15 protein-coding genes are annotated in these 18,176 nt (G+C 64.0%); 9 read left to right on the top strand and 6 right to left on the bottom strand.

The genetic code is table 11. The features are described from left to right. Nucleotides 1-13: 13 nt before the first annotated feature. Both J2D77_RS15590 and J2D77_RS15585 read right to left on the bottom strand, forming a co-directional pair. On the bottom strand, nucleotides 14-562 hold the full coding sequence (locus J2D77_RS15590) for a hypothetical protein (protein ID WP_207847341.1): 549 nt from the start codon (nucleotides 560-562) through the stop codon (nucleotides 14-16). Continuing rightward, nucleotides 559-1,752 carry a DUF3500 domain-containing protein gene (locus J2D77_RS15585; protein ID WP_207847340.1) on the bottom strand — a complete coding sequence of 398 codons (1,194 nt, stop codon included), beginning with the start codon at nucleotides 1,750-1,752 and terminating at the stop codon, nucleotides 559-561. Before J2D77_RS15585 ends, J2D77_RS15590 begins: the two co-directional genes overlap by 4 nt. Nucleotides 1,753-2,131: 379 nt before the next feature. On the opposite strand from J2D77_RS15585, the gene J2D77_RS15580 reads away from it, so the two are divergent. Continuing rightward, on the top strand, nucleotides 2,132-3,337 hold the full coding sequence (locus J2D77_RS15580) for an MFS transporter (RefSeq protein WP_207847339.1): 1,206 nt from the start codon (nucleotides 2,132-2,134) through the stop codon (nucleotides 3,335-3,337). Here the strand turns inward: J2D77_RS15580 and J2D77_RS15575 are convergent. Then, on the bottom strand, nucleotides 3,322-4,326 hold the full coding sequence (locus J2D77_RS15575) for an LLM class flavin-dependent oxidoreductase (RefSeq protein WP_207847338.1): 1,005 nt from the start codon (nucleotides 4,324-4,326) through the stop codon (nucleotides 3,322-3,324). The two genes, J2D77_RS15580 and J2D77_RS15575, sit on opposite strands and share 16 nt — an antisense overlap. 77 nt (nucleotides 4,327-4,403) lie before the next feature. Then, entirely contained in the window at nucleotides 4,404-5,441 is a 1,038-nt protein-coding gene (locus tag J2D77_RS15570) for an Ldh family oxidoreductase (protein WP_207847337.1), read from the bottom strand. A gap of 145 nt (nucleotides 5,442-5,586) precedes the next feature. On the opposite strand from J2D77_RS15570, the gene J2D77_RS15565 reads away from it, so the two are divergent. Next, nucleotides 5,587-7,104: an aldehyde dehydrogenase (NADP(+)) gene (locus J2D77_RS15565; RefSeq protein ID WP_207847336.1), complete on the top strand. Its 1,518-nt coding sequence runs from the start codon at nucleotides 5,587-5,589 to the stop codon at nucleotides 7,102-7,104. 155 nt (nucleotides 7,105-7,259) lie between these two features. After that, nucleotides 7,260-8,501: an NAD(P)/FAD-dependent oxidoreductase gene (locus J2D77_RS15560; protein WP_207847335.1), complete on the top strand. Its 1,242-nt coding sequence runs from the start codon at nucleotides 7,260-7,262 to the stop codon at nucleotides 8,499-8,501. A gap of 141 nt (nucleotides 8,502-8,642) precedes the next feature. On the opposite strand, the gene J2D77_RS15555 is transcribed toward J2D77_RS15560, so the two are convergent. After that, nucleotides 8,643-9,815, bottom strand: coding sequence for an MFS transporter (locus J2D77_RS15555; RefSeq protein WP_331000128.1), 1,173 nt, complete (start codon nucleotides 9,813-9,815; stop codon nucleotides 8,643-8,645). Nucleotides 9,816-10,139: 324 nt separating this feature from the next. On the opposite strand from J2D77_RS15555, the gene J2D77_RS15550 reads away from it, so the two are divergent. The 5 genes from J2D77_RS15550 (at nucleotide 10,140) to J2D77_RS15530 (ending at nucleotide 14,727) form a co-directional block, all read left to right on the top strand. Continuing rightward, entirely contained in the window at nucleotides 10,140-11,549 is a 1,410-nt protein-coding gene (locus J2D77_RS15550) for an aminotransferase-like domain-containing protein (RefSeq protein ID WP_207847334.1), read from the top strand. Between the two features lie 51 nt (nucleotides 11,550-11,600). Continuing rightward, complete coding sequence (locus tag J2D77_RS15545) at nucleotides 11,601-11,930, top strand: putative quinol monooxygenase (RefSeq protein ID WP_207847332.1); 330 nt, start codon at nucleotides 11,601-11,603, stop codon at nucleotides 11,928-11,930. Between the two features lie 185 nt (nucleotides 11,931-12,115). After that, complete coding sequence (locus J2D77_RS15540; protein ID WP_207847330.1) at nucleotides 12,116-12,799, top strand: Fe2+-dependent dioxygenase; 684 nt, start codon at nucleotides 12,116-12,118, stop codon at nucleotides 12,797-12,799. Between the two features lie 116 nt (nucleotides 12,800-12,915). Beyond that, complete coding sequence (locus J2D77_RS15535) at nucleotides 12,916-13,791, top strand: DNA/RNA non-specific endonuclease (protein ID WP_230975872.1); 876 nt, start codon at nucleotides 12,916-12,918, stop codon at nucleotides 13,789-13,791. Nucleotides 13,792-14,037: 246 nt separating this feature from the next. Continuing rightward, nucleotides 14,038-14,727 carry a YfdX family protein gene (locus J2D77_RS15530; RefSeq protein ID WP_207847328.1) on the top strand — a complete coding sequence of 230 codons (690 nt, stop codon included), beginning with the start codon at nucleotides 14,038-14,040 and terminating at the stop codon, nucleotides 14,725-14,727. A 307-nt stretch (nucleotides 14,728-15,034) separates the two neighbouring features. Here J2D77_RS15530 and J2D77_RS15525 read toward each other — a convergent pair whose 3' ends face one another. Continuing rightward, entirely contained in the window at nucleotides 15,035-16,453 is a 1,419-nt protein-coding gene (locus J2D77_RS15525; RefSeq protein ID WP_207847326.1) for a helix-turn-helix domain-containing protein, read from the bottom strand. Nucleotides 16,454-16,583: 130 nt separating this feature from the next. Between J2D77_RS15525 and J2D77_RS15520 the strand changes: the two genes are divergently transcribed. Further along, nucleotides 16,584-18,146 (top strand): MmgE/PrpD family protein, encoded by a 1,563-nt coding sequence (locus tag J2D77_RS15520; protein ID WP_207847325.1) that lies wholly within the window; start codon nucleotides 16,584-16,586, stop codon nucleotides 18,144-18,146. Nucleotides 18,147-18,176 lie beyond the last annotated feature (30 nt).

The raw sequence follows: 18,176 nt of genomic DNA, 5'->3' as shown, positions 1-18,176 counted from the left end.
GGGCGCGCCACCGTCAGGACGGGCTGATGGAAAAATCCAGCATGTAGGATGACTGGTTTTCCGAGCGTTTTTGCTGGACGATATGGATCGCGGGGTCCTGGGGTTGCAGGCAGTTCACAAGCCAGACCGTCTCGGGCCCGGCCCCCCGGTTGGTATAGGCCAGATGGTAATTCCCCTTCTGGAGACTGGTTTTTATACGAATTTGCAGATCGATGACGCCTGTGCCCGTCCTGATTGCCGTAAGGGAGGGAAATTTGGCCACCTCCGTCAGCAGGCGGTCCGAATGCCCGTTCAGGGAAAAGGAAAGGCGCTGCGTGACCTGCCACACATAAGAGCGCCGTTCGGCAAAAGACAGCCTGCCATCGCCGTTCCGGTCGATCTGGCGGATAATGCTCTCGGCAACGTCCACGCCCGGTGTAAGCCGCAGGTGCAGCAGGATATGATCGCGCGCAAGTGTTACGGTGGTTGCCTGCAGATATTCGTCCAGCCGGTGGGCCTGGGCCGATGCGGGCAGGCCCAGCAGGACAAGGGCTGCGAAAAACGCTTTTCCTGTTCCGGTCATGGCAGGGTAAACCGGCTGCCGTAGCTGTTGGTCGGGTCCCGATAGACCGTATGGACATGCAGGCTGGGATCCCCGCCAACACCCTGGGGTGAAAATTCGATCAGCAGGCGCGGTCCCTGAATCCGGTAATAGGCGGAGCCATTGCGGTCGGGTTCGTGGGTGGTGGGCCCGCTCCAGGCGAACCAGGTGTCATCCAGCGTGTCGCGGATTTCCTTCAGCCGGGGGGCGGCATAGGCGTCGTTGATAATGCCCGCCCATTCCCCGATGACATCCATCAGCATATCCTTCTGGGCGGCGGTCAGGTCGGAGCCCTTGATGCCTTCGGGCACCAGGGTTTCTCCATCGTGCCCGGGGCCCTGCACCAGATCCTCGACCTTGTAGGGCAGGATGGCCTTCTGGCGCTGGGCAGGGTCAAGGGCCGCCAGAAGGGCGAAAGCCTTGTCGTTTTCCCCCGCCAGCACGCGCACGGTCCTGTTGTCGCGCTGGTATATGGCGGGCTGTGCGCCGGTCAGCGTGGGGGTCATGACGCCATGCGTGCCGTCGATGACCACATTCAGCCCCAGATGATGGCCGCCGAACTGCACCATCCAGGGTGTTGCCTGAGAAGGCTGGCCGAAGACGGCAATGGTATAAACCGCCTTGCCCGAGGCGAAGGGCGTACCGCTATCGGCCAGCGCCTGATCGGACCCCATGATGTCCTGCACCTTCTGGTAACCCCTGGCACTCAGAAGCGTTTGCAACAAATGGAACGCCGCCGCCCGCTGATCGGGGGTCAGGTGGCCCATTTGCAGGCCCGGACGGGGCACGTCGCTGACAGGGAAATTGGACCAGACCGCCATGCCGTATCGCTCGCCGACAAAGCCGCCCGGCGGCCCCATGCCCGGTCCCCGTTTCATCGGGGCTTCGGGCTGGGCATCCGTTACCGGCAAAGCGGGCTGGTCCGGCGCAGTCCTGCGGAAACGGGCCAGCGTGCCGGATTTTTGCACGACAAAGGAAAACTGCACCTCCTTGCGGGTTTTGGGGTCGAAGGTCGCAAGAAAAGCGTTTGCCGCGGTGACAGCCTCACGCGTCGCGGTTGTGGGCATGATGGCTCCCGATGTCACGGGGGAAGGGGACTGCGCCGCGTTCTGTGCAAAGGCCGGGGTGGCCGCCAGTATCAGGCCGCCTAGTATCCATACCGTATTCTTCATCCCCGCCATGCCTTGTCTTGACCTTCCTCTTACCCGAATGCCCGTTTTCTGGTGGGCTGCTATCCGGACAGTGCATGGCCTTGGCAGCGCGATCAAGTCCCTGTGTGGCCCGACGCGGCACAGGCTGCATCAAAAGATGAGGGGACGGGCCTTTGTTCCTGCCCCGGAACATACGGCGCCATTGCCGGGGTATTGCCGGGCGGGAGAAGGGAAAGTGTCACGCGACACTATAGCGATATACGCAAAGTCTTCCCCCGCGCTAGTTTCGGAACTGTAATCCTTCCCCAACGGCGCGAAGCATGAAAGCATGGCGCGCCCGCTGGCAGGGGTTTTCGGACATGGATTTTCGGGCATTGGTTTTTACAGGCAGGGTAAGGCCGTGACACAAGACACGTTCCGGTTGTCTCCAACGCTGACGGGCATTTTTTCCGCCGTCTGCGGCCTGACGGTTGCCAATATCTACTACGCCCAGGCCCTGGTCGGCCCCATTACCCATGACCTGGCGATTGCGCCGCGCTGGGCCGGGATCATCGTAACACTGACCCAGCTTGGATATGGCGCGGGGCTGTTCCTGATCGTTCCACTTTCCGACAGGGCGGAGAACCGCCGGCTGATCCTGCTGACCATGACCGGGCTGGTGCTCAGCCTTGCGGGTGCGGCATCCAGCCCGTCCGCCACGGCCTTCATGCTGTGTTCGGTCTCGGTCGGGCTGTGTTCCGTGACCTCCCAGATCCTGCTGCCGCTGGCGACACATTTCGTCCCCCCCGCCATGCGCGGGCGGGTGATCGGCAATATCATGGGTGGGCTGATTACGGGCATCATGCTGTCTCGGCCCCTGGCCAATGCCATTGCTGCAGGTTTGGGGTGGCGCGCCGTGTTCTGGATTTCGGCCCTTGCCATGGCGCTGGTAGGGGCTGTGCTGTGGCGCGTGCTGCCCACTTACGCGCCCGAACAGCGGCTGCGTTACAGCGCGCTGCTGGCCTCCATCGGGCGTCTGCTGCTCGATTACGCGCCGTTGCGGCGGCGCATTGCCTATCACGGTATTCTCTTTGCGGTGTTCAACATGTTCTGGACCGCCGTACCGCTGATGCTGCATGCCCGGTTCGGGCTGGGGCAGGGCGGGATCGCCCTGTTCGCGCTGGCCGGGGCCGGGGGAGCTCTTGCCGCGCCATTGGCCGGGCGGCTGGCGGATGCGGGCTATACCAGATCCGCCACTTGGGGGGCGATCGGCGCTGTCGGGCTGGGCGCGCTCGTGTCAGGCTGGGCGGTCGGTGCGGGCTGGCTTGTCCTGCTTGCCTTCACGGCGGTTTTTCTTGATGCCGGTGTGCAGACCAACCATATCGTCAGCCAGCGGGTGGTCTACAGCCTGAACGACGCGGCGCGCGGGCGTTTGAATGCCGCTTATATGACCGCGATCTTCCTGTGCGGTGCGGCCGGGTCTTCTGCCGGTGCGGCATTGTACAGTCTTGGCGGATGGTGGGGGTTCGCCCTTGCGGCAACGCTGCTGTGCCTGGCCGACCTGGCGTTTTTTGCAACCGAAAATGGCCGCAGCCGCGAAGGAACGCCTGCTCAGCCTCCCGGTTGAGCCGCAAGCAGCCTGTGGGCCTCCATCACGATCTCGATGCTGCGGCGGCGGGCCTGATGGTCGTGGATCGGGGCTGTCATGATAAGCTCATCGGGCTTGTGGCGCTCCACAAACGCGCGGATGGTTTGCGTCACGGTGCCGAGATCGCCTACGGCGCGGCAGGCAAGTGCGGCTTCGATCTGTGCGCGTTCGACGGGGGACCATGGCAGGGTGGCGGGGTCCACCGGCGCGGGATAGGCGCGGGGACGGCCGCTGCGCAGCGCCACGAAATACATCTGGTGTGACGTAAACAGGCGTTCGGCCTCCTCGCACGTATCGGCCGCGATCACGTTCATGGCCAGCATGACATGCGGGGCGGACAAATAGCGCGAAGGCTTGAACTGGTGCCGGTACAGGGCCACGGCCTCTTCCATCATCCGGGGCGCGAAATGGGATGCAAAGGCGAAAGGCAGCCCCAAAACAGCGGCCAACTGCGCCGAATACAGCGATGAACCAAGCAGCCAGACGGGAATGTCGCACCCCGCACCCGGTGTGGCCACGACAAGCTGGCCGGGCTGGGCGGGTTCGAAATAATGCAGCAGTTCCAAAACGTCTTCGGGAAAGGTGTCCGCATTGTCGGGGCGGCGGCGCAGGGCCCGGGCGACGGTCTGGTCACTGCCCGGGGCGCGGCCAAGGCCCAGGTCAATGCGCCCGGGATAGAGTGTAGCCAGCGTGCCGAACTGTTCGGCAATGACCAGCGGGGCGTGGTTGGGCAGCATAACCCCGCCGGCACCTACCCGGATACGCTGTGTCAAACCCGCGAGATAGCCGATCAGCACACTTGTCGCGGCCGAGGCAATGCCGGGCATGGCATGGTGTTCGGCCACCCAGTAGCGGGCAAAACCAAGCTCTTCCGCGTGCCGTACAAGGTCGCCCGAATGACGGAACGCGCTCGCCGCGTCGCCATCATCGGTAATGAGGGACAGGTCCAGGATCGAAAAGGGAATCATAAGGCAAATATCATCGGATCAGGGGTGGTTCGTCCACACCTCTTTTGCCGCTCTTCCCCTTTCGAAGCTTTCCTGTCTTACGCCACCGCGTCCAGCCCCAGGGCCAGCAGGCGGTCGAGCTGGGCGATCTCGGCCTGGGTCAGCACAATGCCTTCGGCTTCGGATTTCGCACGGGCGGCAAAACGGCGCTGCGAAGGCAGGCGCGCACCTTGGCCCGCAATGGCGTCGAACAGGAGTTCGGCATGGGCGATGGGGTTGCCCGGCCGCCCGGCGGCGAAAACCTCTGGCGAGAAGGCGATGACCAGTTCACCGTGCGAGGGCAGCAGGGTTGTGGTGCCGAGCTTGGCAAGCGCTTCCTCGCTGTTCAGGTCGCCGATCAGGCTACCGGCCAGCAGTTCGATCATGGTGCTGATGGCAGAGCCCTTGTGTCCGCCAAAAGGCAGCATGGCCCCGCCAAGGGCGGTCTGCGGGTCGGTCGTGGGGTTGCCTTCGGCATCGAGCGCCCAGCCTTCGGGCAGGGGCTTGCCCGCACGGCGGTGCAGTTCGATCTCGCCCCGCGCGGCAACGGAGGTGGCGAAGTCGAACACATAAGGCGGCTTGCCCGCGCGCGGCCAGCCGAACGCGAAGGGGTTGGTGCCCAGAAGCGGCTTCTTGCCACCGCTGGGGGCGACCGTCGCATAGCTGGGGCACATGACCATGGAGGCAAGCCCTTGTTCCGCCAGGGCTTCGGCCTCGGGCCAGAGGGCGGAAAAATGCCCGCAATCGTTAATGGCAAGGGCCGCCAGCCCCAGGCTGCGCGTGCGTTCGACCAGGGTGGGCAGGCCCAGTTCGAAGGCCGGATTCGCAAAGCCGCCGCCCGCGTTCACCCGCACGACGGCCTTGCCGGGGTTGGGCACCAGTTCGGGCACCGCATCCGCCTTGACCTTGCCCGCCTTGATGGTGCGCAGAATGCCCTCGATCCGGTAGATACCGTGCGACTTGCAGGCATCGCGCTCGCCTGCCGTAATGACCCGAGCCAGAGCGCCCGCCTGCACGGGGCTGGCCCCGGCCTTGAGCAGAATGGCCTCCACACGGTCATAAAGTGCGGAAATGCTCATCACAGTGCTTGCGCTCATGTCGAACCCTTTGTCCTTGCTGCCGGGGAGTTGAACTTAAAATACACAACGTATACATATAATCGACAAAAATTCTGGCGACGATCACAGCGTTGCGCATTGGGGCCAGTGTGTCCAGAGATGTGTTCGCAGAAAGGAACGGTTCATGACTTTCATTCCCACGGGCAAGCATCTTGTCGCAGGCAACTGGCTGGACGGGGAGGGCACGTTTACCTCCACCCCCGCACACGGCCCGGCCCATGTTTTCGCCGTTGGCACCCCCGCCCTGGTGGCGCGCGCGTGCGAAGCGGCGGAAGAGGCGTTCTGGCAATATGGTTATTCCACCCGCGCGCAACGCGCCGCCTTCCTGCGCGCCATCGCCGATGAGATCGAGGCCCGGGCCGATGCCATAACCGAAATCGGCAGCCAGGAAACGGGCCTGCCCGAAGGCCGTCTGCAGGGAGAGCGCGGCCGCACCACGGGCCAGTTGCGCATGTTCGCCGACCATATCGAGGAAGGGGCCTATCTGGACCGCCGGTGCGACCCCGCCCTGCCGGACCGCAAGCCCGCCCCCCGCCCCGAACTGCGCCTGATCGAACGCCCGGTGGGCCCGGTCGCGGTTTTTGGCGCCTCCAACTTCCCGCTGGCGTTCTCCACCGCCGGGGGCGACACGGCGGCGGCACTTGCGGCAGGCTGCCCCGTGGTGGTGCGTGGCCACCCGGCCCATCCCGGCACGGGGGAAATCATCGCCCAGGCGATCGAGGCCGCCATTCGCAGGACCGGCACGCATCCGGGCGTGTTCTCGCTCATTCAGGGTGGCGGGAACGAGATCGGTGCCACCCTGGTCCAGCATCCGCTGATCAAGGCCGTGGGCTTTACCGGTTCGTTGCGCGGCGGACGCGCCCTGTTCGACCTGTGCGCCGCCCGGGCCGAGCCTATTCCGTTCTTTGGCGAACTCGGTTCGGTCAACCCCATGTTCATGCTGCCAGAAACGCTCAGCGCCCGGGCAGATGCGCTGGGGCGTGAATGGGCGGCCTCCCTCGTCATGGGGGCGGGGCAGTTCTGCACCAATCCCGGCATTGCCGTCGTGCTGGACAATGCGGATACCGACCACTTCGTGAAGGCCGCTGTCGAAGCCCTGGGCAAGGTTCCGGCACAGACCATGCTGACCGATGGCATCGCCAAGGCCTACCGCGATGGGCAGGCCCGCCTGGCCAGCCGCAACACGGTGCGTTCCCTGCTGGTGACCGAGTCCTCGGGCCGCATGGCCTTGCCCAACCTGTTCGAGACCACGGGCAAGGAATTCCAGGCCGACCCGGTGCTGGGCGAGGAAGTGTTCGGCCCGCTCGGCCTTGTGGTGCGCGTGACATCGGTAGAGGACATGCTGTCCCTTGCCCGCGGGTTCGAAGGCCAGTTGACCGCCACCATCCATATGGATCAGGCGGATACGGCAACGGCGCGGCAGTTGCTCCCCATTCTGGAACGCAAGGCCGGGCGTGTGCTGGTCAACGGTTTTCCCACCGGGGTGGAAGTCGTGGACTCCATGGTGCATGGCGGTCCTTACCCGGCATCGACCAATTTCGGGGCGACCAGCGTGGGCTCCATGGCCATCCGCCGGTTCCTGCGCCCTGTTTCCTACCAGAACATGCCCGCCGACCTGCTGCCCTCCGACTGCCTGGGCTGAACACCCCCGGCATCGGCACGGCCCCTGTTCCTTCATGGCTTGTCCTGTCCCATCGGGGCATGGCAAGCGCAGGAAGGGGCGGCGTGGCCTGCCCGGGCAGATAGCCAGCTTCCCCACCATGCCCGCATGCGGCGCGTTCTTGAAAGTGTAAGGCCATGGCCAAGTCGGATGTTCTTGTCATTGGGGCCGGGGTTGTCGGCCTTTCCGCGGCGATAGCCGCACAGGCGCGTGGCCTGGGCGTTGTCGTGATCGACCGCGAAGGCCCGGCCGCCGGTGCATCGGCCGGGAATGCCGGGGCGTTCGCGTTTACCGATATCCTGCCGCTGGCCTCCCCCGGGATCTTGAAAAAGGCCCCGAAATGGCTGCTGGACCCGCTGGGCCCGCTGGCCGTGCCACCCCGTTATGCCCTGCGCATCCTGCCGTGGATGCTGCGTTTCTGGCGGGCCTGTTCGCCTGCGCGCGTGGCGCGCTCCACCACCGCCCAGACCGCGCTGATGGACCTGTCCAAGGCGGAGCTTGAACCTTTCCTGACCGCGACCGGCACGCTGCCCATGCTGCGCAAGGGGGGCAATTTGCAGGTTTATGAAAGCGAGGCCGAATTCCAAGCCTCACTCCCGGGGTGGGAGGCACGCACGCGCCACGGTATCGCGTTCCACCACATGGATGCGCAGGAAATGGCGCAGTTGCAGCCCGGCCTTTCCCCCCGTTTCATCCGCGGGACGTTCACCCCCGGCTGGTACTCCATTACCGACCCCAAGCTGTATACGCTGGCTTTGGCCGAACATTTCCGCGCCATGGGCGGGGTGATCGAGATTGCCGATGTCACCGCCCTGCGCCCCGACGCGCAAGGCGTGCAGTGCACCATGGGCGACGGCACCATACGCAATGCGGGCAAGGTGGTGGTGGCCGCCGGCGCGTTTTCGCACCGGCTGAGCCGCACTTTGGGCGATGTCATTCCGCTGGAGACCGAGCGCGGCTACAACACCACCCTGCCGGGCGATGCGTTCGACCTGCGCACACAGATCACCTTCGGTGGGCATGGGTTTGTCATTACGAAACTGACGAGCGGCGTGCGCGTGGGTGGTGCCGTGGAACTGGGCGGGCTGGACCTGCCGCCCAATTTCCGCCGTTCGGATGCGATGCTGAAAAAAGCGCAGATGTTCCTGCCGGGGCTGAAAACGCAGGGTGGGGTGCAGTGGATGGGCTTTCGCCCTTCCCTGCCCGACAGCCTGCCCGTGATCGGTCGCGCAGGCAGCACCCCCAATGTCGTCTATGCGTTCGGCCATGGGCATCTGGGGCTTACGCAGTCGGCGGGGACCGCGCGGCTGGTGGCCGACCTGCTGACGGATCGGCCCCTGCCTATGGATATCGCATCCTTTTCGCCACGGCGTTTCTGACTGACGCTGCGAAAGTCAGCTTGGGAAATACCTTGCAAATTTCCCGATGGTTTTTGAGACGTCGCCTTTTTTAAAAGGGCGACGTCTCTGAAGCTTTTTGGAACAAGCTTCACCAAAAACGTTTCTTGTTTCAGTTTTTCCTTATGCGGTCATTGTCCGGGTATCGGTGGCCCCTTCGTTCGCGGGGGCTGCCAGGGTCAGGGCGAAGGCGCCTGCGGCCAGCAGGGCGCCGGCCACGCTGACCCAGTTATAGCCCAGCCCGGCGCTGATGACGGTGCCCCCCACCACAGCCCCCAGCGCATTGCCCAGATTGAACGCCCCGATATTGATGGAGGCCGCAAGGTTGGGGGCTTCGGCCGCTGCGGTCATGACCTGCATCTGCACGGGCGAGACAATGGCGAAGGCCGCCATCCCCCACAGGAAAATCACCCCGATTGTGGCGACCGTACTGCCCATGACCAGCGGGAGCACCAGCAGCAGGCCGACCAGGGCGCTCAGGGCGACAAGCAGGGTTTTCTTCAAGGACCGGTCGGCAAAGCGCCCGCCCAGCATGTTGCCAACGGTAAAGCCAACGCCGATCACCACCAGCACCGCCGTAACCATGCCGGGGGTGGCCGCAATCCCGGCCTGTAGAACGGGGGCGATATAGGTCAGCAGCGTGAACATGGCCCCGGCCCCCAGCACCGTGGTCAGCAGGGCGCGCAGCACCGTCGGGCGCACCAGCACGCTGAACTCGCTCCGGATTTCGGCCGGGGTTTCAGCGGGCAGCTTCGGCAGGGCCAGCCACAGGGCCAGCATGGCCACAAGCCCCCACAGGGTAATGACGGCAAAGGCCAGCCGCCAGCCCCAGCTATCCCCGATCCAGGTACAGAGTGGCGAGCCGACAATGGCGGCCAGGGTCAGCCCCATGAACATGGTGGCCACCGCACTGGCCCGCCGTTCAGGCGGCACAAGGGCCGCGGCCACGACCGAGCCCACGCCGAAAAACGCCCCGTGGGAGAATGATGTCACCACGCGGGAGATGAGCAGCACCGTGAAATCGGGCGCGCAGAACGACAGCAGGTTGCCCAGCGTGAAAATGGCCATCAGCCCGACCAGCACCATGTGCCGTGGCAGGTGGCGCACCCCGATTGTCATGATCGGGGCCCCCGCCATGACCCCGAAGGCATAGGAACTGATCAGCAGCCCGGCCGTGGGAATGGAGACACTGAAATGCTCCGCCACCACGGGCAGCAGCCCCATGGGGGCGAATTCCGTCGTGCCAATGCCGAACGCCCCGACTGTCAGGGCGAGGAGAGGAAAATTCAACTTCATGCGGCGACCTGCCCTGTCCTGTTGGTGGCGTTCCAATTGATGCCGTGTCCGGCTTGCGCGCGACCCGCTTCCGGCCCAGGCAGGCCGGACTGTGCCGCTTGGGCCCGCCACACCGGTATTGCCCGGTCCCTGTATGGGCACGACGGGGCTGCGGCGCATAGCCCGGGCGAGCCTTGTCCTGCCGGGTATCTTAGGGGGCGTGACACTTTATGCGTATTCAAATAGTGTCACGTGACACTTTTGGAGTGCGGCAGTGTTCCCCGGCGGCAACACCCGGCCTGATCGCCTTGTCGCCCCTTGTCGCCCGTTATCGATGGACGGATCATGCGCCCCAAATCCCCCTGGCCCGCGCGCCTGCATGACGGTGCGGGCTCCCCCGCTCACCGCCTGGCCGAAGCGCTGGGGGCGGATATTCTTGCCGGTCGCCTGAATGCGGGCGATCGGCTGCCCGCCCACCGGGACCTGGCATGGCGGCTGGGCATTGGCGTGGGCTCGGTCACGCGCGCCTACGCCATGCTCGAACGCCGCGGCCTGACCCATAGCGTGCGCGGGCGGGGCACCTTTGTCACGGTCCGGGCGGATGCTGCAAGCACCGTGCTGGACCTGGCGACCAACATGCCGCCCCCCATGTTCAGCGACCGCGCCCTGGCCCGCACCCTGCATGCGCTGGCGCGGCGAATCGACCCGGCTTTGTTCAATATCTACCCGCCGGTTGCGGGGCACCTGGAACATCGCCGTGTCATGACCCGCTGGCTGGAAGCGCTGGGCCTTGTCGTGCAGCCCGACCGGCTTTTGCTGACCAGCGGCGCGCAGCAGGCGCTCAGCGTCGCCCTGGCCGTGGCCCGCCCGCATGTGCACTACGCCCTGACGGAGGAGCAGACCTATCCCGGCATGCTGGGGACCGTGCGCCAGAGCGGGCTACCTTTGGGCGGCGTGCGCATGGATGGCGGCGGCATGCTTCCCGCCTGCCTGAAGGCAGCGCTGGCGGGCAGGCCGGGCCAGAGGGCCGTGGTCTACCTGACCCCCACGGCCCACAACCCCACGACAGCCACGATGGATGAAGCACGCCGCCGGGACATTGCCGCCCTGTGCCGCCAGTACGACGCGCTGGTGATAGAGGACGGCGTATATGTCTGCGGGGCGGAGGGGGAGCCGCCTACGCTGTGGAGCCTCGCCCCCGAGCGGACATTTCATGTCGGCAGCCTGTCCAAGATCCTCAGCCCCGGGCTGCGCATTGGCGCGCTCATTCCCCCGCCCGCCCTGGCGGAGGCCTGCCTGCCCGCCCTGCTGGCATCTTCGCTGATGATAGCGCCCCTGTCCTACGCCATGATGGCGCAGTGGATGCAGGACGGCACAGCCCAGAGCGTGCGGGTTTCGCTCCAGGCGGAATCGGCACGGCGCATGGATCTGGCGGCATCCATCCTGGGGCCTGACCTTGCAGTCGCACCGGGGCGGGCGTTCCATGCCTGGCTGCCCATGCCCCCCGGCCAGGCCGTGGCCGTTGTCGAACGCGCGCGGGCCTTGGGCGTGATCCTGCCCCAACCCCATGTTTTCGAAAGCGGGCGCGCGAACGCCGAAGGTCCGGCGGATACACAGGCGGCCGGCATGACGGGCCTGCGGCTGGCCCTGGGTTCGGTCAGCTTCGCGGCCCTGCCCGACGCCCTGATGCGCGTGCGCGCCGCATGCCACGCCCCCAGCCCGGAAGTGTCACGTGACACTTTGCCGATATACTAGAGCTGTCCCTGACCCTAGGCTCTGCCCGGTGATGAGGAATGGAGGAAGATCATGCCAGATACATCTGCACATACATCTGCAAAACCCGTGACGATTATCGCGTCTTTTCGTCTCAAGCCGGAGGCGGTGGATCACGTCCTGCCCATAGTGGCCGAATGTATCCGCCAGTCGCGCAAGGAAAGTGCCAATCGGTTCTATACCTGCCGCCAGGACAGCCAGGACCCGCTGCATTTCGTGTTCATCGAACAATGGCAAAGCCTTGAAACCCAGCGCGAGCATGAACTCAAGCCCCATTTTCTGGCCATGAAGGCGGCGTTTTCCACCGCACTTGCCGCCCCGATGGATGTCACCTTCCTGTTCGACACCGACCGGCTGCCCTAGCACGGGCGGGCCTTTCCTGATGGCCCATGTTGATTATGCGAATTAATATCAACTATAAGGGTGTTTCAAACGACCCGCTTCCCGGCCACACTGGCGCCAGGATGGAATGCCACGATGGGGCAGGCCGGCGGAACGACCGGAACGACCGGGGGCCGGGGTCAAGGCAGGGAAGGAACAGGCGGATTATGCTGGTGTCTATCGCCAAGGTGCTGACAGCGGAAGAAGTGGCATTTTGCCGCCGGGTTCTCGAACAGCAGGAATGGGTCGATGGCAAGGTGACGGCGGGGGAACAGTCGGCCAAGGCCAAGTTCAACCTCCAGATCCCCCAGGAGAGCGACACCAGCCGGCAGTTGGGCGATCTCATCCTGCGGGCGCTGGGCCGCAATCCCATGTTCAACAGTGCCGCCCTGCCGTTGCGGGTGTATCCGCCGCTGTTCAACCGGTATGATACGGGCATGCATTTCGACATGCATGTCGACAACGCGATCAGGCCCCTGCCGGGCACGGGCTTCCGGCTTCGCACCGATGTGTCATCCACGCTGTTTCTTAGCGAACCCGATGATTACGATGGCGGCGAACTGGTGATCCAGGATACGTTCGGCACCCAGCGCGTCAAACTGGCGGCGGGGGATATGGTCGTTTATCCGTCAACCAGCCTGCATGCCGTCAGCCCGATCACGCGTGGCAGCCGGTGGGCATCGTTCTTCTGGACCCAGTCCATGGTCAAGGATGACGGGCAACGCGCGCTCCTGCACCAGTTCGACCTGTCCATTATTGAAACGCGCAAGGAACTGCCGGACAACCACCCGGCCGTGCTGGGCCTGACAGCGGCGTACCATAACCTGCTGCGGCAATGGGCCGAACTCTGAACACGGGGCGTAAAAACACGGTGGCGTGCCCTGTCGATGCTGAACGGGGAACGTGCGTGAGGAAAATGCCGTCACGCCGTGGCTTCCGCCTGCCGGGCAGGGCGATGGCGCATTTTATGCTGGCATTTGTGGCGATGGGGGGCATGCTTGCCAGTGCCAGTGCCAGTGCCAGTGCCAGTGCCAGTGCCAGTGCCAGTGCCAGTGCCAGTGCCAGTGCCAGTGCCAGTGCCAGTGCCAGTGCCAGTGCAGACCCGCAATGCCTGGCGTTCAGCCCAGGTCAGGTCATGCCCAGTATCACGCGGGCTTTCATGCTCAAGCAGACCCAGCTTCTATGCAACCAGGGCTATGCGGTCATGGTGTCGGGTGTGACCCATACCCCGCTCTGGGCGGCGGAACATCTTGTGCCTGCCACATTAGACCGTGCGGCGGGGCTTGAACGGGCCGGCACCTTCCATACGGACCCGCGCTGGGCGGGGGGCAGCACATTGGGGGATTACGCCCATTCGGGCTACAGCCGGGGCCATATGGCGCCCAGTGCGGACCAGGCCGATAATGCCGCGCAAATGGAAACCTTCGCCCTGTCCAATATCGTGCCGCAAACCGCGGTGCTGAACGAAGGAATCTGGGCGCGGATCGAACGGACGGTGCGCGACATGACGTATCAGGACGGGGAGATTTATGTCGTGACCGGCCCGGCTTTTCATGGCCATCCGATCCCCACCATTGGCGAAAGCCATGTTTTTGTGCCCAGTTCCACCTGGAAGGCGCTGTATGAACCGCGCCGCCAACGCGCGGGTGTGTATGTCTGCAAGAACCGCCGCGCGCATGTGCAGTGCGATGTCGTGACCGTGGCGACCCTGACGCGCAATACCGGTATCGACCCTTTTCCGGCCCTGCCGGCCCAGGTCAAGGCGCGTTTCTGGCGTCTGCCATCGCCGCACAAGAACAGGGCCGTGGCCACCACCCGGCCCACGGCCCCGGCTATGGACTAAAAGAGTGTTTCAAAAGTCAGTCGGGTGGGGCTGAGCGGGTCTTTTCCGGCCAGAAAACCCCTCGTCAGCCCTGCGCGGCCGCCTTTTCGAAACAGCCCCCAGCGGCCTGGGCGCAGCACGGCGGCCAATACGACCGCTGTCATGGCCTTGATTTTTACACGCAGCAGATGGCCGTCCGTGCGCCTACTCAGCCACGGCAAAAAAATTTAATCTGATTTATCAAAGTGATTTTATGGAAAAATGACAATGCGTTTAAAAAAATCTTTAATGCTCGCGGCGGCTTTCATGGTTGGCATTTCCACGGCCCAGGCGGCCAGCCTGCATACGCAATGGGAAAAATTCCAGGCCGGGCGCGCCATGCACCATTTATCCGCCGATGGCCAGAAAGCCATGGTCGATGTGCTGCAGGCACGCGACCTGCTGAGCCAGGGCAAGGTCGATGCCGCTATCCCGCCCCTGTATGACGCGCAAAAGCGCCTGGCCGCCGCCGCCAAGGACAACCGCAATTTCATGGCGGCTGAAAGCCAGTTGCAGCCCACGCCCCAGCACCCGGCCCCGACAACCCACAAGCCCAGCGCCGGTACCGTGACATGGATCCCGGTGGGCGGCGAATTTATCGTGACCGATACCCTGGCGCCCGAAAAGAAGACGGCGGCCCAGGCAGCCAACCAGCAGTTGAAGGCAGGCCAGACCCAGCAGGCCCAGCAGAATGTGCAGGTTGTGGGTGAGGATGCGGACTTTATCGTGGCCCTCGCGCCGCTGGAACCCGCCCAGGGTGCCCTGAACCGTGCCACGGTATTTACGGAAGGTCGTCAGGCGGCCCCGGCGGTGGAAGCGCTCGATGACCTGCTGAGCGGCATCGTCTTCGTCTCGGACGATTTTTTCGCCCAGGCCGTGCCCGACAAGGGTCAGGCCGCGGCCAAGAAAAGCCAGTAATCGTGCAGTAACGACTACCAGCTTTCCGGCAGCACCCAGCCTGCCGGAAAGCGTCTGGCTCGTTCCTAATCCGGGCCCGGCCACAGGAAGCTTTTCCGGCCTTGCTGCGCGGGCTTCGGTTTGCTGATCCAGTCAGGCCCCGCAGACTTGTTTCAAAAGCCTGCCTGTGAAATATCCGATCAATAGAGAAAAGTTTCTGGGGAAGCTTTTTGCAAAAAGCTTCAGAGAACGACATCTTTTTGAAAAAAAAAGGCGACACCCAAAAACTCTTATTCCTGTTGATCGATTTGTTGTCTGGAGTGGCCGCCTATCTTTTTTCGGGCAAGGCCCGGTAGGGCACCACCCCTCTTGCATCATTACCGGTATCCAGCGTGCGGCCCGATACGGGCAGGGAGCGGTGGCTGCAATTATCGCGCACGCAGGCCCGGCACCCCGGGCCGATGGGCACGACAAGGCTGCTGTCTTCCAGGTTCAGGCCGCTGGCGTAAACCGTCTTGGGCGCGTCCGACAGCTTGCACCCCAGCACAATCGCGATCTGGCGGGGTCTGTCGCCATAGGTCAGCCCTTCGCGGCTGACGGTGCGGGCCACGTTCAGATAGACCGAGTCGTCCGTGGTCTGCGACAACTGCACCTGAACCTGCCCCGGTGTTGCGAAGGCGCGAAACACGTTCCAGAGCGGGCAGGGCCCGCCGAACCGGGCTTGCGAGAACCGGTTGGCGGAAAAGCTCTTGAGGATATTCCCCGCGATATCGAGCTTGAGAAAATAAAAGGCAATGCCTTCCTGCCCGGGCCGCTGCATGGTGCTGAGCCTGTGGCTGACCTGCTCGAAGCTGACACCAAAATGCCGGCGCATCCGGTCGATGTCGTAGCGTGTCTGTTCGGCCGTCTGCAAAAAGCGGCCATAGGGCAGCAGCAGCGCGCCTGCGAAGGAATTGCCCAGATACACCCGGGCCAGCGCCTGCGCGTTGCTGTCGCGCGGTCCTTCGCGGCGGATGATACGCGACATAAGCGGGCTGTATTCAAGCTGGCCGATAATCTGGGCCAGGCAGAACAGGGTGCTTTCGGGCGGCTGGTTGTGGGGCAGTAAAATGCGGCGCTTCTGCCGGTCTATGCGCCAGACCAGGCCGCGTGCCTCCATCGTGGTGTCGCGGTCGATCTCCAGCCCGTGCCGGGCCAGCAAATGCGCGGCCAGGGCGGGGGCCAGTTCTCCGTCCTCGACATGCAGCTTTTCGTAGAAATCTTCGGCCGCGCGGTCCAGTTCGTGGAAATAGTTTTTGTGCTCCTGCACCCAGTTGCCGACCGTCTCGTACGGTTCCAGCGGCGGGCTGCTTTCCTTTTCCTGGTCCCTGCGTTCCAGGTCGAAGGCATAGGCACGGTACAGCGTCAGGAACGCTTCGCACAGGTCAGGATTATTCCTTGCCGCGTCGGACATTTTTGCAAGGGATAAAGGTGCGTCCTTGAAGATCGGGTCGGCCAGGACCTCGCGCAGGGCCTGCACCCTGTGCGCCTCGCGCGTGTCGGTGAACCAGGCGGGGCCAAGATCGAAGCGTTCGCACAGGGCGATAAGCTGGCGCTCGGGCAGGGGGCGGTGGTCGCGCTCCATCTGGTTGAGATAGCTGAGCGAAATATCCAGCAGACCCGCAAGGGCTGCCTGGGTCAGCCCTTCGCGCTGCCTGAGCTGGCGTAATCTGGGTCCGGCAAAAAGCTTTGTTTTTGATTTTGGCATGCAGGCGGACTTCGCAAACTTTGCAAACGGGATAATTCCCTTCGCTTCTTTCTACTCTTATCCGTCTGCTGTTCCACACAATACTCTGCGACAGTCAGCCCATACACCAAACGGAACAAGGGTTGGTTCAATGCAGTATCATGACGTGCGCGTACATCCCGAAAGCGATCGCCTGCCGCGGGCCGAACAACTGGCATGGAAGATCGCGCAGGTCGCGACCGACCCCGTCGGGGTGGAAGACAGTGTTGCGGACATGATCGTCAACCGCATGATCGACAATGCCGCTGTTGCCGTGGCGTCGGTGAACCGCCACCCGGTCATGAGTGCGCGGGCCGAAGCCCTGGCCCATGTCCGCCCCGGTGGGGCCACGCTGTTCGGCATGGGGCCGGACGTGCGCGTGCATGCGGAATGGGCGGCCTGGGCAAACGGCACCTGCGTGCGTGAACTGGATTACCACGACACCTTCCTGGCGGCGGAATATTCGCATCCGGGCGATAATATTCCCGGTATCCTGGCGGTGGCGCAGCAGTGCCAGCGCAGCGGGGCGGACCTGATCCGCGGCATTGCCACGGGGTACGAAATCCAGATCGATCTTGCGCGCGCGATCTGCCTGCACCAGCACAAGATCGACCATGTCGCCCATCTCGGCCCGTCGGTGGCGGCGGGGATCGGCACGTTGCTGCGCCTGCCGCCCACCATTGTCTACCAGGCGATCGGCCAGGCCCTGCATGTGACAACAGCCACGCGCCAGAGCCGCAAGGGCGAAATTTCGTCCTGGAAGGCCTATGCCCCGGCCCATGCGGGCAAGATGGCGGTGGAAGCGGTGGACCGCGCCATGATGGGCGAGACCTCGCCCACCCCGATATATGAAGGGGAAGACGGTGTCATCGCCTGGATGCTGGACGGCAAGGCCGCACTCTACCATGTGCCCCTGCCCGAGGCGGGCGAGCCCAAGCGCGCCATCCTGTCGTCCTTCACTAAGGAGCATTCGGCCGAATACCAGAGCCAGGCGCTGATCGACCTTGCCTTCCGCATGGGCAAGCGGGTCAGCAACTGGGACGATGTGGAGGACGTGCTGATCGAAACCAGCCACCACACCCATTACGTGATCGGCACCGGCTCCAACGACCCGCAGAAGTTCGACCCCAATGCCTCCCGCGAGACGCTGGATCATTCCATCATGTATATCGTGGCCGTGGCGCTGCAGGACGGGGCGTGGCACCAGGTGAAGTCCTACGCCCCCGAACGGGCGCGCAGGCCCGATACGGTGCGGTTGTGGCGCAAGATCCACACGATCGAAACCCCGGAATGGACCGCGCGTTACCACGAAACCGATCCGAACAGGAAAGCCTTTGGCGGGCGGATCATCATCCGCATGAAGGACGGTTCGGTGATCGAGGATGAACTGGCCGTGGCCAACGCCCATACGCTGGGTGCAACGCCGTGGAAACGTGCCGATTATATCGGCAAGTTCCGCATGCTGGCCGAAGGCGTGGTTCCCGCCGCGGAGGTCGAGCGTTTCCTGCAGGTCGTGCAGTCCTTGCCCGATCTCAAGGCGGGGGAACTGCACAGGCTCGAAATCCTTATTCCGCGCCAGGACCTGCAACAGAACACGGCCGAGGGCATTTTCAATTTCGGGACCGTTCAGGCCGGCACGGGCCTTGGCAGGCAATCCGCCGAACTGATGTCCTGAGGCACAACAACACGGTTTCCAGGGTCGGGT

Source organism: Acetobacter garciniae (genome assembly GCF_017377735.1).
In the GTDB taxonomy this organism is placed as follows: domain Bacteria; phylum Pseudomonadota; class Alphaproteobacteria; order Acetobacterales; family Acetobacteraceae; genus Acetobacter; species Acetobacter garciniae.
This window is presented reverse-complemented; position numbering and strand designations above follow the sequence as displayed.

Excerpts from the sequence above, each read along its gene's own strand:
- J2D77_RS15590 (WP_207847341.1), bottom strand. The coding sequence starts at position 562 with ATGACCGGAACAGGAAAAGCGTTTTTCGCAGCCCTTGTCCTGCTGGGC.
- J2D77_RS15585 (WP_207847340.1), bottom strand. The coding sequence starts at position 1,752 with ATGAAGAATACGGTATGGATACTAGGCGGCCTGATACTGGCGGCCACC.
- J2D77_RS15575 (WP_207847338.1), bottom strand. The coding sequence starts at position 4,326 with ATGATTCCCTTTTCGATCCTGGACCTGTCCCTCATTACCGATGATGGC.
- J2D77_RS15570 (WP_207847337.1), bottom strand. The coding sequence starts at position 5,441 with ATGAGCGCAAGCACTGTGATGAGCATTTCCGCACTTTATGACCGTGTG.
- J2D77_RS15565 (WP_207847336.1), top strand. The coding sequence starts at position 5,587 with ATGACTTTCATTCCCACGGGCAAGCATCTTGTCGCAGGCAACTGGCTG.
- J2D77_RS15560 (WP_207847335.1), top strand. The coding sequence starts at position 7,260 with ATGGCCAAGTCGGATGTTCTTGTCATTGGGGCCGGGGTTGTCGGCCTT.
- J2D77_RS15555 (WP_331000128.1), bottom strand. The coding sequence starts at position 9,815 with ATGAAGTTGAATTTTCCTCTCCTCGCCCTGACAGTCGGGGCGTTCGGC.
- J2D77_RS15550 (WP_207847334.1), top strand. The coding sequence starts at position 10,140 with ATGCGCCCCAAATCCCCCTGGCCCGCGCGCCTGCATGACGGTGCGGGC.
- J2D77_RS15545 (WP_207847332.1), top strand. The coding sequence starts at position 11,601 with ATGCCAGATACATCTGCACATACATCTGCAAAACCCGTGACGATTATC.
- J2D77_RS15540 (WP_207847330.1), top strand. The coding sequence starts at position 12,116 with ATGCTGGTGTCTATCGCCAAGGTGCTGACAGCGGAAGAAGTGGCATTT.
- J2D77_RS15535 (WP_230975872.1), top strand. The coding sequence starts at position 12,916 with ATGCTGGCATTTGTGGCGATGGGGGGCATGCTTGCCAGTGCCAGTGCC.
- J2D77_RS15530 (WP_207847328.1), top strand. The coding sequence starts at position 14,038 with ATGCGTTTAAAAAAATCTTTAATGCTCGCGGCGGCTTTCATGGTTGGC.
- J2D77_RS15525 (WP_207847326.1), bottom strand. The coding sequence starts at position 16,453 with ATGCCAAAATCAAAAACAAAGCTTTTTGCCGGACCCAGATTACGCCAG.
- J2D77_RS15520 (WP_207847325.1), top strand. The coding sequence starts at position 16,584 with ATGCAGTATCATGACGTGCGCGTACATCCCGAAAGCGATCGCCTGCCG.